Source organism: Ensifer sp. LBL, assembly GCF_050435225.1.
Lineage (GTDB): Bacteria > Pseudomonadota > Alphaproteobacteria > Rhizobiales > Rhizobiaceae > Ensifer.
The window spans coordinates 623,963-638,575 of record NZ_JBNDJY010000005.1 but is presented as its reverse complement, the minus strand read 5'-3'; the positions used below and the strand labels follow the sequence as shown (position 1 = coordinate 638,575).

At 63.5% G+C, this 14,613-nt stretch carries 6 protein-coding genes; 5 read left to right on the top strand and 1 reads right to left on the bottom strand.

All coding sequences use genetic code 11. From position 1 onward, the window contains the following. Nucleotides 1-96 precede the first annotated feature (96 nt). The 4 genes from OKW20_RS22885 to OKW20_RS22870 all read left to right on the top strand — a co-directional run bounded on the left by OKW20_RS22885 (nt 97) and on the right by OKW20_RS22870 (nt 4,430). Nucleotides 97-1,623, top strand: a complete 1,527-nt coding sequence (locus tag OKW20_RS22885) for a sugar ABC transporter ATP-binding protein (RefSeq protein WP_429175642.1) — start codon at nt 97-99, stop codon at nt 1,621-1,623. 73 nt (nt 1,624-1,696) lie between these two features. Beyond that, nucleotides 1,697-2,707 (top strand): ABC transporter permease, encoded by a 1,011-nt coding sequence (locus tag OKW20_RS22880; protein ID WP_043612051.1) that lies wholly within the window; start codon nt 1,697-1,699, stop codon nt 2,705-2,707. Nucleotides 2,708-2,770: 63 nt separating this feature from the next. Beyond that, nucleotides 2,771-3,724 carry a substrate-binding domain-containing protein gene (locus OKW20_RS22875; protein WP_043612049.1) on the top strand — a complete coding sequence of 318 codons (954 nt, stop codon included), beginning with the start codon at nt 2,771-2,773 and terminating at the stop codon, nt 3,722-3,724. A gap of 220 nt (nt 3,725-3,944) precedes the next feature. Further along, the gene (locus OKW20_RS22870) at nt 3,945-4,430 is read left to right on the top strand and encodes an NUDIX hydrolase (RefSeq protein ID WP_429175638.1); all 486 of its coding nucleotides are present in this window, start codon (nt 3,945-3,947) and stop codon (nt 4,428-4,430) included. On the opposite strand, the gene OKW20_RS22865 is transcribed toward OKW20_RS22870, so the two are convergent. Continuing rightward, on the bottom strand, nt 4,431-8,441 hold the full coding sequence (locus OKW20_RS22865; RefSeq protein ID WP_429175635.1) for an AAA family ATPase: 4,011 nt from the start codon (nt 8,439-8,441) through the stop codon (nt 4,431-4,433). 315 nt (nt 8,442-8,756) lie between these two features. Between OKW20_RS22865 and OKW20_RS22860 the strand changes: the two genes are divergently transcribed. Then, on the top strand, nt 8,757-14,513 hold the full coding sequence (locus OKW20_RS22860) for an alpha/beta fold hydrolase (RefSeq protein WP_429175632.1): 5,757 nt from the start codon (nt 8,757-8,759) through the stop codon (nt 14,511-14,513). The last annotated feature ends 100 nt before the right edge of the window (nt 14,514-14,613 follow it).

The following is a 14,613-nucleotide window of genomic DNA, read 5'->3' as shown; positions in this document are numbered from 1 at the left end:
AAAAAATTGTCGAGCAAGCACGATGTAAACCTTTACATCGGCGAGTGTAAAGGTTTACATCATTGAAATAGCGGTGGAGGCCGCAGGGAGGGGATAATGAGCACGGAGCATGTCGACGGGGCTCCCGTCGTGCTGTCGGCGCGCCGCATCAGCAAGTCGTTCAGCGGCGTGCAGGTGCTTTTCAGCGTCGATTTCGAGCTTCGCCAGGGCGAGATTCATGCGCTCATGGGCGAGAACGGCGCTGGCAAATCCACGCTGGTGAAGATCCTGTCGGGCTTCGAGCAGCCGACATCGGGAGAGATCCTTCTCGACGGCAAGTCGACGAAGCTGCCGGCCAATGGCGCGGCCGAAGCACTCGGCATCGTCATCATCCACCAGGAATTCAATCTCGCCGAACATCTGACCGTCACCGAGAGCCTGTTTCTCGGCCGCGAGGTAACCCGTTTCGGCGTGCTCGATCGCAAGTTCATGCGCGTCGAGACCCGTCGTGTGCTCGATCTCCTCGGTTCGCATGTCGATGAGAGCGCGATGATCGGGTCGCTGTCGATCGCCGAAAAGCAGATGGTCGAGATCGCCAAGGCCATCAGCCGCGATGCGCGCGTCGTGTTCATGGACGAGCCGACGGCTGTGTTGTCGCGCGAGGAGACGAACTTCCTGTTCCGATTGGTGCGCAAGTTGCGCGACAAGGGAACGAGCTTCGTCTTCGTGTCGCACAAGCTCGACGAGGTGATGGAACTGACCGATCGCGTGACGGTGCTGCGCGACGGCCAGTGGATCAAGACGTCGCCCACATCCATTCTCGACGGCGAGGCGATCGCCCAGCTGATGGTCGGGCGCGAACTATCGAGCCTCTATCCCGCCAAGAATGAGCCCGATGTCGACGAAGAGGTGGTTCTGCGGGTCGATGCCATTTCGACTGGCTATGTTCGCGACGCAAGCTTCGATGTCCGTCGCGGCGAAGTCCTTGGTTTTTCCGGCATGATCGGCTCGGGCCGGACGGAGCTGATGGAGGCGATTGTCGGGTTGCGTGCGCGCACGGCCGGCGAGGTGATGGTTCGCGGTGAGCCTGTGCCATCCGGCGACGTCCATGCGGCCAACAAGGCCGGTCTTGCCTATATGACGAAGGACCGCAAGGCCAAGGGTCTGCTGCTCAATGCCGGCATGATGGCGAACCTGACGCTGCAATCGCTTGGCCGTCATAGCCGTCTTGGCTATCTCGACCCCGGCAGCGAAGAGGCGGCCCTGGTCAAGGCGCGCCGTCGTTTCGACATTCGCGTGCGGGACGACAGGATCGTCGCCGGGCGCATGTCCGGCGGCAACCAGCAGAAGCTGCTTCTCGCCAAGGTCATGGAAACCGACCCGAGCATCATCATCATCGATGAGCCGACGCGGGGCATCGACGTCGGCACGAAACAGCAGATCTATCATTTCATTTCCGCGCTCGCCCGGGACGGTCGCTCGATCATCGTCGTCTCCTCGGAAATGCCGGAGATCATCGGTCTTTGCAGTCGCGTTGCGGTCATGCGGGAAGGCCATATCGCCGGCATTCTCGAAGGCGACGAGATCTCCGAACAGGAGATCATGCGTTACGCCGCAGGTTTGAAGAAAAAGACGGCGGCTTGAGCCGCGCCAACGGCGCGGCCGCCGGCAACGACAACAACAAGAATCCCGACAGATGGGGGAGGTTCGATTGGACATGAGCGTGAACCAGGAAGGCAGCCAGGAAGCCATCCGCCGCCGCAGCTGGCGTGACATCGATCTGAGGGCCGTGGCGCCGTTCGTTGCGCTGGCGTTGCTTCTCCTGGTCGGCGCGCTGGTCAATCCCAACTTCATCAGCATTACCAACCTTGCCAATGTCGCGACCCGAAGCGCCTTCATTGCCATTATCGCGGTCGGCGCGACCTTCGTGATTTCATCCGGGGATCTCGACCTTTCCGTTGGCGCTATGGTCGCCTTCATCGCCAGCCTGATGATCCTGTTCATGAACTCCGGCGTCATCGCCGATCCGGTGCTCATGCTCCTGGCGGCAATCCTCTTTGCCATCGTCGCCGGTGCACTCTGTGGCCTCACCAACGGTCTGATCACGACCGTCGGCAAGATCGAGCCCTTCATCGCCACACTCGGCACCATGGGCATCTATCGCGGGCTGACGACCTGGCTCTCGCAGGGCGGGGCGATCACGCTCAAGGAACCTGAGCTTCAGGAAATGTATCGGCCGGCCTATTTCGGCACGATCGCCGGTGTGCCGGTTCCGATCGTCGTCATCCTTGCGGTGACTGCTGTTGCCGCCTTTATCCTCTACCGTACGCGCTACGGCCGCCACGTCGTTGCCGTCGGCTCCAACCGCGACGTTGCCCGCTATTCGGGCATCTCCGTCAATCGCGTGCGCACCATCGCCTTCGTCATTCAAGGGCTCTGTGTGGCGGTCGCCGTTCTCCTCTACGTGCCGCGCCTCGGCTCGACTTCGGCGACGACAGGCATTCTGTGGGAGCTGCAGGCGATCACCGCCGTCGTTGTCGGCGGCACGGCGCTCAAAGGCGGTGCGGGCCGCGTCTGGGGCACGATCTGCGGCGCGTTCATCCTCGAGTTGGTCGGCAACATCATGCTGCTCTCCAACTTCATCAGCGAATACCTGATCGGTGCCATCCAGGGCGCGATCATCATCATTGCGATGCTCGTCCAGCGCTCGCTGGTGCGGAAGTCGTGAGACGGCCGGGTCTACAGGTCTCCCGGCCTTGAACAGGCTGACCTGAAATTTGGGAGGAACTTAATGAACAAGAAGCTATTCGGCCTGACCCTTGCGGCGATGACCGCCTTTGCCGGCGTGTCGCACGCGCAGGAGGAAAAGAAGGTAACCATCGGCGTGTCGATCCCGGCTGCCGACCATGGCTGGACGGCCGGTGTGGTGTTCCATGCCGAACGGGTTGCCAAGATCCTGATGGAGCGCAATCCCGGCCTGAACGTCATCGTCAAGACCTCGCCGGATCCTGCAAGCCAGGCCAACGCCGTGCAGGATCTGGAGACGCAGGGGATCGACGCGCTCGTCATCCTGCCGACCGATCCGGATCCGCTGGTCAACGCCATCAAGGAAGTGAAGGGCAAGGGGACCTTCGTCGCTCTCGTCGACCGTGCGCCGAGCGTCAACGACAACTCGGTGCGTGACCTCTACGTTGCCGGCAACAACCCGGCGCTTGGCCAGGTCGCCGGCGAATACATCAAGGCTACGACGCCGGAAGCTGAAGTCGTCGTCATCCGCGGCCTGCCGATCCCGATCGACCAGCAGCGCCAGGACGGCTTCGACAAGGGCATCGAAGGCTCCAAGGTCAAGGTTCTCGACCGCCAGTACGGCAACTGGAACCGCGACGACGCCTTCAAGGTCATGCAGGATTACCTGACCAAGTACCCGAAGATCGATGTTGTCTGGTGCCAGGACGACGACATGGCGGTCGGCGTGCTGCAGGCGATCGAGCAGGCCAAGCGCACCGACATCCAGTATGTCGTTGCCGGCGCCGGCTCGAAGGAAATGATCAAGAAGGTCATGGACGGCGACAAGATGATCCCGGTCGACGTGCTCTATCCGCCGGCAATGGTCGGCACGGCGCTCGAAATGACCGTCGCCAACTTCTACGGCCAGGTTCCGGTTCGCGGCGTCTACACGATCGATGCAACGCTCGTGACCAAGGACAATGCGAAGGACTTCTACTTCCCGGATTCGCCGTTCTGATTAAGCTTCGATGCGAAGGCGGCCCGCGATTTGCGGGCCGTCATCAGCTTCGCAAAGCCTGAAAATGTTGCCTCGCGGACTGCTGTCTTTCCGGCCGTTTAATTGCATTAGCGTCCTGTTGAATTTCACCCTCACTCGTCATAAAACTGTCACATAGCCGCCTGACCCTCACTTGGCCTCCAGTCAGTTCAATATGTGAACGATGATGCAAACATCCGCTGTGTCACGTCTGTCATCGGACGCGATTACCGTTTCCGACTCAGAGCCGGACGTCGTCGACCAGGCCGGTGCGATCTGCTTTCGCAAGGAAGCGGATGGGGACCGGTTTGAAGTGCTGCTCATTTGCGGCCGCACCACCGGGCTCTGGGGCATTCCCAAAGGGCACCTGGAATATGGCGAAGACACCCTTGGCGCTGCCGTCCGGGAGGCGTTCGAAGAGGCTGGCGTCATCGGAACGGCGTTGAACGACGAAATCGGCGGCTACACCTACAGCAAGGTTGGCAAGGCGGCCGTCTATCACGTCCAGGTTCACCTGATCGCCGTCGCGTCGATGGCGCCCGACTTTCCGGAAAAAGGTGCGCGCACGATGCGGTGGGTGCCGGCATCCCTGGCGGCGTCGCTTGTCGGGCAGCCCGGCCTTAGAACGCTCCTCGCCGAACGGCTGGGCGAGCTTGGAGACGACAACCTCGCGCGTTGCGCCGGCTAGTCACGTCCGGTCCCGCCTGCGGCGCAGTTCGGCGGCGATCATGGCCTCGTCGCGCCGAAGACTGAGGTGCTGCGCGGCCGCCATGCCGTCCTTCCACACGGACATCGCGCCCGTCTCCTTGCCCTCCAGCCAGAGTGATACGCCCGACCAAAGCGCAAGCTGCGGCGCGCCGATCGGGAAAGCTCGGGCATAACGTTTGAGCTCGCGCAGCGCCTGGCCCTCCCAGCGCGGCCATTCCTCGTAAGCATGGGCGAGCCCGGCTTCCCGGCCGCGCAAGAAAACCTCGGCGGCGCCGGAGATGCCGACCAAGGTGCTGTGGGACGAGGGCCGGCGCATCAATTTTACCAGTTGCAAGGTTTCGGCGGCCGCCTGGACACTCTCCGCATGCCGCCCCGTGCGCGCGAGCGCCAGCGCCAGCGCGCCCTTTGCCGATATCTGTGCCGCCAGATCGACCGAGCCGAGCATCGCCGAGGTGATCAGCCGGAGAATGTCGACGGCCTCGCGCGGCTGATCCGTGTGCAGCACGCACAACGCCTTGCAGCGCAACGCCCAGATTTCCTGCTGGATGTTGCCGGCATTCTGCGCGCGCGAGAGGAGGGCGGTCGTCGTCGGTTCGAGCGCGGCCTGCTCGCCGCGATAATAGAGCGACCAGAAGCGCATGCCCTGGGCATTGCACCACCGCAATTGATCGCCGGCCCGAAGGCAGAACTGCTGGCCCTGCTCCAGCCTTGCGTCCACCCCCGCCCATTCGCCGCGCCCGAGCTGCCAGAGCGCGTCGAGATTGCAGACATGCGCATGGATGGCGGTGTCTGCCAGTTCAGTGGCGATCCGCTCGGCCCTTTCCATGAAATAGCGGCACCCCGAGCGCCAGCCCATCATCCCGAAGCCGCAGCCGAGCTGCGAGGCGGCAACCGCCATTTCGATCGTCCGTCCGGTCCGTTCCGCGCGCGCCACCGCGCCGACGAGATTGCACATCCCGCGGGTGAAGCGCAGCTCGAAGTAATCCACCAGCGCTGCCTGGTTCAGGCAACGCGCCATTTCCCTCTCCCAGGACAACCGGTCCTCGCGGTGGGCAAGCTTCGCCGTTTCGGGCAGCATCTGCTGCACCGCAAGCCGCAGGCTGCGGGCGGCAAGCCGCATCAGGGTCGCGGACGAAGAGACAGGGACCGGTTGGCCGGCCGCCTTCAGCGCGTTCCTGACGGCAATGCCCTGTGCGTGAATGTCGCCGCGGCTGTAGTGTGCCTCGGCCAGTTTGCGCCGCCAGCGAACCGCCTGCAGCCGCTGTTCCGGTGTCCAGTCCTGCGGCTTCGGCTCGTGCGCCATGCAGATGCCGAGAAAGGACTCGACCTCCCGGAAGGCGCCGACCTGCAGGGCCCTGGCCGCCGCCAGATCCGCATATTTTACGACCTTCTCCTTGTTGTCCGCCGCCTCGAAATGCTGGACGAGAACGGCCAGGTCCCCACCCATCGCCTCGATGCGGCTGCGCTCCAGCCAGTGGGCGAGCGATGCGTGGAGACGGCTGCGCAGGTCGCCCGGCATCGATCCGTAGACCACGTCGCGCGTCTGGTCGTGGCGGAACTCGTAGCTTCCGGCTTGACCGAGCCGGCGCACCAGATGGGCATCGACCAGCCTTTCGACGGCGGAGCCGAGCCCCTCTGCGTTCAATTCGTCCTTCAGCAACGCCTCCAGCTCAGCGAAAGTGAACGAGCGCCCAATGACGGCCGCCGCCTTGATCACGTCCTGCGATATCGAGTCGAGACGATCGACCCGCTCCCGGATGACGCGCTCGACGCCCTCGAAATATTGCAGGTCCTCGAGCGGGCGGATCGAACGCCAGAGGCCGTCGCGCACGGCGATCAGGCCCTCGCTCTTCAGCGTCAGCGCGATTTCCTCGGCAAAGAAGGGGTTACCTCCGGCAAGGGCGGCGACCCTGCGCGCGAGTTCCTGTTGCGGCGGCACCTCGCCAAGCGTGCGCGATACGAGTTCGCAAACAGTGCTATCGTCGAGTTCTTCAAGTTCGAGGATGCGGTAGCGCCGGGCCGGCTCCTCGGCCTCGGTCCCGGTCTCGCCTGCCGCCTCGACCCGTCGGCGCAATTGCTTCAGATCCTCGGGCACCTCTTCGGAGCGCACGCAAAGCACCAGCAGCAGCGACGGCACGGAGCCGAGAACCCATTCGACCAGTCGCCAGGAGGCGGAATCCAGCCACTGGCTGTCTTCGAGTACGAGGGCGAACGGGCGAGGCGCCAGGACGCCGAGGATATCACCGAGCAGGCGCATGGTCGCATCGGCGCGGTGGGCGCCTTCCAGGTGGCGCGTTCCCTCGTTCTGCTCGATCTCCATCGCCAGCAGGTCGTTGAGGAGGGGCAGGCGGTCGGCGATCCATGGCGCCGTGCGGATGCGGGCAGTGATGCTTTCGAGCAGGACGAGGCCATCGCTTTCGGCGGGCAATCCCAAAAGCGTCTCAAGGACGCGCCGCCAGGCCAGAAGCGAGCTTCGCCGGTCGTCCCGTTCGGCAAGCGTCACGGCGATCGCAACGCCGGTTGCGTGAAGATTGTCGGTAAAGGTGGCCGCCAGCCTGCTCTTGCCGATGCCCGGTTCGCCCAGGATGACGACAAGGCGGCTCGAACCGCTGCGCGTCTCCTCGAAAGCATGCTGCAGGAAGGCAAGTTCCCGCTCGCGGCCGATCAGCGTTGTTGCGGGCAGGGCCCGCGACCGCGGTTCGAGGGGACGAAAGACTGGCGCCACGTCGCCCAGCCCCGCCAATTGGACGGTTCCGCGTTGCTCGAAATCGAAGGACGTCCGGCTTGCCCTTTCGGTCGGCGCATCGCACAGCACATCATTGGAGACGGTCGTGACGAGGCGCGCGGCGCGATTGACCGGCGTGCCGAGAACCATCAGCTGCCGACGGCGCGCGCTGCCGACGACGCGAAACAGGGCCTCGCCCGTCGCCACGCCGACCGAGACGGCAAGCCCCATCTCCGCGATGTGGCGACCGATGGCGCGGGCGGCATCCACGGCGCGGGCGGGGTCGTCGCGGTGAAACGTCCCGCGTGTCCCGAAAACACAGAGATAGACGAGCCCCTTGTCGTCGAAGAGCAGCTCGCCCGGCGGGCCGCCGCAGCGGTGCGAAATCGCCTGAAGCGTGGCGCAGAGGTTCTGGTGCCGGACGAGTGCCTGGGCATCCTGGTGCTGGAGACCGATGATCCGCACGAAAACGACGGACACCGGCCTGATCTCCGCAAGCGTGTCGAGCCGCGCATCGCGATGGAGATTGCCTTCGGCCGATGTTCTGAGGGAGGGGGGTTCTATTGCCGGCTTCGTCGGCGAGGGGCCAAGCAATTCCTGAAGCTGCATCGGAAGGAACGCGACGAGCCATTCGTGCGCGATTAGCGCGTGCGCTGGTGCGACGACGGGCGCATGCGTTTCGTCACCATCGGTCAGCGTCCTTGCCGCCTCTGGCGACAGAACGACTTCCCAGCGGTGGGCGAGTGTCTGTGCGCTTGCAGCCTGGACGACGGCATCGCCCCCAGCGACAAGGTTCCACACCGGCTGGCCGCCGATGGCAGCCGCCCAGAGTTGCCCGGCGCCGATGCCGATATGCAGCGTTGGCCCGATTTCGCCTGCGCCCGGGTCTCGCCGCTCGCGGCTCTCCTTGCAGATAGCCTCGGCGCACTCGGCCGCATTTTTGACCGCGCGCGCCAGACCCGTTTCGTCGGCGGGCCAATAGCCCAGCAGCGAGTCGCCCGCAAAGAGAAGGACTTCACCGCCGCGGTCGCAGATATGGTCGGCACAGCGCGCATAGGAAAGGCCGAGCAGCTTCGGGATCTGCACCAGCCCTTCCTTGCCGCGTCGCGCCAGTTGCTCGACGAGGGCCGTATAGCGCGACACGTCGACAAAGATCACGGCGGCCGGAAACTCGACCGCCGCCGGCCGCTCTCCGTCAGAGCCGTAAAGTCGGCCAAGCAGGTTCAGCGGCAAAAACCCTTCGAGCGATTTTGCGACCGTCTCCATGTTTCCTTCGCGCGGTGATTGATCACGAAATGCGCGAAACAGGGGCTCTCTTCGCGCAGAAGTGCATTTATCCCTCGCCGATTTGCTGACTCTCGCATATTATTTAGCAATCGCTAAGAGGGCTAGCCGACTTCGATAGATCGGCATTGGCGCAAACCGCACACGCTTCGGATTTTTGCATTCTTCCCGGATGTCGACGCCTCCTATTGGGGGCATCGAAAGACATGAGCCATCGCGGCTCGCACACCGAGTTCAGGCGTCAGACGCATCTTATGGAGAGCGTTATGTCCGATTGGAACTACGGATACCCGCCTCGTGCCCGAGACCAACGTCCGGGAGGCGACCATGGCCGGCGCTGATTTCGACAACACCTCGCACACAGCCTGGATTTCCCAGGGTTTCGAAAGGCTGGTCGACCGGGTTCGAAAGGCGCCGGCCGCACTCCACTTCGACGTCCTCATCGTCGGCAGTGGCTATGGCGGCGCGATCGCTGCCGCCACCATGGCCGGCCGCACGAAGGGGGGCGCCCCGGTCAAGGTCGGGGTGCTCGAGCGTGGCAAGGAGTATCTGCCGGGCTCGTTTCCGACGGGCCTTGCCGAGCTGCCCCGCCATATCCGTCGCGATCGTAACAAGGAGGGGCTGGTCGACGTACGGATCGGCCCGGAGGTCGTCACGGTGGTCGCAAACGGCGTCGGTGGCGGTTCGCTGATCAATGCCGGCGTCATGGAAGTTCCCGACGAGAACGTGTTTCACACGCGCTGGCCCGATGACCTCAAGGACCTGACGACCTGGCGGCAGTATTATGATCGTGCAAGCGAGCTTCTGGGTGGCACCGCAAACGGCGTCCCGAACTCCATCTCGAAACATCCCGACGGCATACCCCAGAAACACAAATCCTTCCGCAACATCGCAACGACGGGTTTTCGCGAGGCGGCGATTACGGTCGCGATGACCGACACGGTGAGCTCAGGAAATGTCAGGCTCAATAAATGCGTGCGCTGCGGCGACTGCGCGACGGGCTGCAATTTCGGCGCTAAGAACTCGCTCGACGTCAATCTGCTCGTCACGGCGCTAAGCAACGAGGCGGAGATCTTCAGCAGCGCGACCGTGCTCAGCGTCAAGCCGGACGGCGGCAACTGGATCGTCGATTGCGTCTATACCGACGCGGCCCTTCGCGGACGCGACCGCGAGGTGCTGCAGGTGCGCGCAGGCAAGGTGGTGCTGGCGGCGGGTACGCTCGGCTCGTTCGAAATCCTGAAGCGCTCACAGGCCAAGGGCCTCAGCCTCTCCGTGCATTTCGGCAATCACTGCTCGACCAATGGCGACATGCTGGTGACCGATTATGCCACATCAAATCCGGTCAATACCGTCTCGGACGAGGCCGTGCAGCCCTCCAAGCGTGCGATCGGTCCCACGATCACCGGCGTGCTCGATCTTCGAAAAACGGCCGGTGTTCTGATCGAGGAGCTCTCTGTTCCAGCGGGCCTGCGCCTCGCCTTTACCGAGATCTTTGCGACGCTCAACACGCTTCACGGCCTCGATCGGATCGACTGGTCGACGCATACGCGGGGCTTCCCGGACGATGATGCCTATGTGGCGCCGACCGGCAGGATAGAACATTCCGCCGTCTATGCCGTCATGGCCGATGACGGCGCCGCCGGGCGTATGGAACTGGATGCTTCGGCTTCCGACGACAACGACGGCACCGCGCGGATGCGCTGGGACGACCTGCCGTCCCTGCCGGTCTTCGACACCGAGATCGAGGCGCTGGCGCGGCTGGCGAAGAATACGGGCGGTCGCATCATCGCCAATCCCGTCTGGAAGCTTCTTCCAGCCAGCCTGAACTGGCTGCTGCAGAACAAGCGCGGTCCGCTCACGACCGTGCACCCGCTCGGCGGCTGCGTAATGGGCAACACCGGTGCGACGGGCGTCGTCGACCATCTGGGGCGCGTCTTCAAATCGGAATTGCCGAACGACTTCCACAATGGTCTTGTGGTTCTCGACGGCTCGATCATTCCGACGGCGCTTGGCACCAATCCGGCGCTCACCATCGCGGCAGTGGCCCTGCGCGCCTCGGAGACGCTCGCAGCAGCCTGGGGTTATGTCGCCCCGGCTCCTGCTGTGCCCGGCCTTGCCTTGGCTCGCCCGGTGTTTCGTGAAACCGATGCCGCCGCATCGGCCCCTGATGCCGATGCCGAGATCATCGAGCGCCTTGCCGGCCGGGTCAGGTTTTCGGCGGCCGGTGCAGCCGCTGAAACGAGAGTTGTCGAGCTCACGCTGCGTTTCAAACCGAAAGCATTGGCCGATCTGGCGCCAAGCAATGGCGGCGATGGAACTCTTGAAGTCGCGACCGATGCCACTGCGCCGCTGGCGCGGAGCATGATCCGCATCTTTCCTGCGGATCAGTGGGACAATCTCCATCAGACATGGGCGCCTGCCGGCCTGAAGGAGCAGAAGCTTGAGGCGATCGCCACCTTTACCGCGCCCCTGACCGGCAGCCTGCGGGTCCTTGAACGCCAGTCGACGTGGGTCGGCGGCAGGATCTGGCGTGCCGGCAAGGCCTGGGTGCTCAATCGCGGCCTGCGCGACAGCTATCAGGCGATCGTCGATGGCGACGGTGGGCCCGGCTTCCTTGAGCGCGTCCGCTCGGGTCTTGCCATCGCCAGCCGGTCCGGCGAAATCCGCGCCTTCGTCTATGATCTGAAGATCGGCACGCCGGACCCGATCACCGGCGGCATCTCCCTTTTGGGCGACCGGATCGTCGGCACCAAGCGCTTCACCTATGATCGGCGCTCCAATCCCTGGCGTCAGCTCATGGAGGTCGCGCTGGAGCAATTTCCGGGGTTGGAGACAGCGTCCGGCGGCCGCGTGCTGACACTCGACCTCGACTATCTCGCCCGTATCGGCGTGCCGCTCGTGCGCATCACGGAACAGCGCGACGGCGTCGCCGCGATCGGAGCGCTTCTGACTTTCCTCGGGTATTTTCTCCGGCTGCTGTTGGGCATGCATATCTGGAGTTTCCGTGCACCCGACAAGGACAAGGACCCGGCTAACGACGTGGTGGATTTCCGCCCGCCGGCGCAGTTGAAGATCAAGGGAGGCGGTACGGTCGCAGCGCAGCGACAGACGCTCGTCGTCGGAACGACCAAGCCTCAACTCGGCGGCCCGCCGGTTCTCGGGAAAGTCCTGCTGACCCGCTATCCCCATCCCGGCACGACGAAGCGGCCGCTGGTGATGATCCACGGATACAGCGCCGGCGGGACAACCTTTGCCCACCACGCCGTCAATCCCAACTTCGCCAGCCATTTCTGGAAGACGGGGCGTGAGGTCTGGATCGCCGACCTCAGAACCAGCCCGGCGCACCCGACCGCAAGTGCTGCCTGGAGCTTCGACGAAATTGGCAAGGAAGACGTGCCCTTGGTCTTGCGGACGATCACCACACAGACCGGCGCGCCGAAGCTCGACGTCATCGCCCATTGCATGGGCACGATGGTTTTCAGCATCGCCACGCTGGAGGGCAAGATTACCGATCTCGTCGATCGGGTGGCCTTCACACAGGTCGGTCCGCTGGTGGTCTTCACGCCCGCCAACATCTTCCGCGCCTATGCGGTGCGCTACCTTCTCGGCTTCCTGCCTGACAGCTACAGCTTCAATCCGGATAAACCGACGCTCGCCGACGACCTCTGGGACCGCGTGCTGTCGACGCTTCCTTACCCGGTCGAGGAATTCGACGTTGAAAACCCGGTTTGGCCCTGGAAGCGGACGCCGTGGACGAGGACCCGGCACCGGATGGACGCGCTCTATGGACGCGACTTCAACGTCGCCAACATGGAGCCGGAGATGCTGCGCTTCATCAACGAGCATTTCGGCGCGCTCAGCCTCAATACGGTTTCCACGACGGTGCATTTCGTGCGCAACGCCATGCTCACCGACTACAGGGGGCAAAACCGGCTGGTGTCGCGGGAACTCCTGCGGGATAATTGGAAATTCCCCACCTTCAGCGTCCACGGATCGGGCAACGGTCTGACGGATCCCGCGACCGTCGACCGCATGCGCCGCGTCTTCGACGATGCGGGGCGTGTCTACCTGGAACCCTATCTCAACCCGGGTGCCGGCCACCAGGACGCTCTTGTCGGAACGACGCGATACGCGACCTTGCAGAAGATCGAAGCATTTCTTGACAAGAACATAACGCAGCAGCCGGTCGCCGCGGCCACCACGATGACGGCCTACCCGCCCTGGATCGGGCCGATCATCACGGAGGAACTCGGCGACCTTGTCATTCGCCTCGGTTCGCTGCCAGCGCTCCGCCAGACCGAGGGCGTGATCATGTTGCGTGTCCAGCTAAGTGGGGACGATATTCTTCGCCCCGATGGCCTGCCCTGGGATCTGCCCTATGTCACCAGCCACATGATGGTCTACTGGTCGCCGGAGTTGCGTGACAATCGCTGGGACGCATTCAAGGCGCCGCTTCCAACGTCAATGCCGGGGTATGATCCGAACTATCCGGGAAACGCGTTGCTCGTCCTGCTCGCCTACGCGGAGGAAGATACTCTGGCGCCTCCCGGGGCGGTAAAAGCCCAATACTATGCACTAGCCAAGGACGGTGTCGTCTACCGAGCAGACCTTCGGCATTCGAACGCGAACCCGGAAGAGAGGCTGCAAGATTTGCGCTACGAGCGCTTCGAACAGATATCGAGCGCAATATCGGATGCGATGAAGGCGCCATTGCCCGACATCAATCCGGGCAAGGTGACAAAATTCTCGCCGAACCGCCTTGTCTACAAGGGCATGACACCGACGACGAATTTGACGGTTGACGCGGTTCCGCAGTCAACGGCGTCTGCCAGTACGTCGATGACGCTCAACTTCCTGATGGGCGATGCGGCGCTGGAAAACCTCATCGAGCAGGATCGGGGGCTGATGGACGGCGTGATCCCTTATGATTCTCCGCTCGTTCCTGCGGCGCTCCCTTCGCTCGCCGGTACCAGCTTCGTTCTGGGCTCGTGCCAGTACCCGGCCGGTTTCATCGACGGCAAGGTTGCCTATCGCTCCTACGGTCGCGTTGCCGACAGGATCGGGGCAGGGGCGGGGATCCAGCCGAAGTTCGCTCTCTTCGTCGGCGATCAGGTCTATGTCGATCCGACCGCCGGGCTCTATGATCCGGCGACAAACGACGACCGGTATCGCCTACCTTACGAGGCGTGGCTGCGCGAACGCAACGTGCGCGAGGTGTTGCGCCGCATCCCGTCGTTCATGCTTCTGGACGACCACGAGATTGACGACAATTGGGAGCCGCTGGCGTCTCCGAAAGACATTGATTCGAATGCAAAGCTGAAGAAGGATGGTTTTGCGGCTTTCGAGAAGTACCAGCGTGGACAGGACACCAAGCTGAACGTTCAGCACAACACCTTCGACTACGACGGCTTTCACTTTTTCCTGCTCGACACCCGGACAGAAAGAACGCACCGCAAGGTCGGCGCCGGGCTTGCCAACGCGACCCTGTTCGATCCGGGGCTGGCCGCCGGCCAGACGATGGGCAAGCTTGTGGCGTGGCTTGCGGGCGCAGGCCCGAAATTCATCGCGTCGCCATCGATGTTCCTGCCGCGTCATCGCCGGGCGATCCAGCGCGATGCCAGCCTCAGTCCGGACAATCTGAGTGCGCTGCGTTCCGATGGCTGGGACGGCTATCCGAACAGTCTGCGCGATGTGCTCGGCGTCATCGCCGCCGGAAAGATCAAGCATGTCGTGCTCCTCTCCGGTGACGAACACCGGGGCTGCATCGCAACGGCCCGACTGACGGAAATGGACGGCACGCCGATCACGACCGTGCATTCGATCCATACGGCCGCGATGTACGCGCCCTATCCTTTCGCAAACGGAATAGACCAGGATATCGTCGAGCAGGAGACGTTCGAGTTCGACTACAAGGCCAAGCGCTATCGCTGCATCGTCGATGCGACCCGGCCGGCTGCCGGTGACGGCGCGACCTTCCTCCAAGTCCGCCAGGTTGGCGCCGATTGGGAGCTCGACTGCGAATATGCGGGGACCGTGCAGACGCTCACGCTCTGATATCATCTCCAGGCGCAAGGGCTCGCGATCGACACCTTCACGCGCCTTTTCGCGGGCCCCGTGTGCTTGCGCGCTTCAGGCTTGAATCCTTAAACGAAAG

What these genes read in the sequence shown, in the direction of transcription:
- OKW20_RS22885 (WP_429175642.1), top strand. Translation starts at nt 97, where the DNA reads ATGAGCACGGAGCATGTCGACGGGGCTCCCGTCGTGCTGTCGGCGCGC.
- OKW20_RS22880 (WP_043612051.1), top strand. Translation starts at nt 1,697, where the DNA reads ATGAGCGTGAACCAGGAAGGCAGCCAGGAAGCCATCCGCCGCCGCAGC.
- OKW20_RS22875 (WP_043612049.1), top strand. Translation starts at nt 2,771, where the DNA reads ATGAACAAGAAGCTATTCGGCCTGACCCTTGCGGCGATGACCGCCTTT.
- OKW20_RS22865 (WP_429175635.1), bottom strand. Translation starts at nt 8,441, where the DNA reads ATGGAGACGGTCGCAAAATCGCTCGAAGGGTTTTTGCCGCTGAACCTG.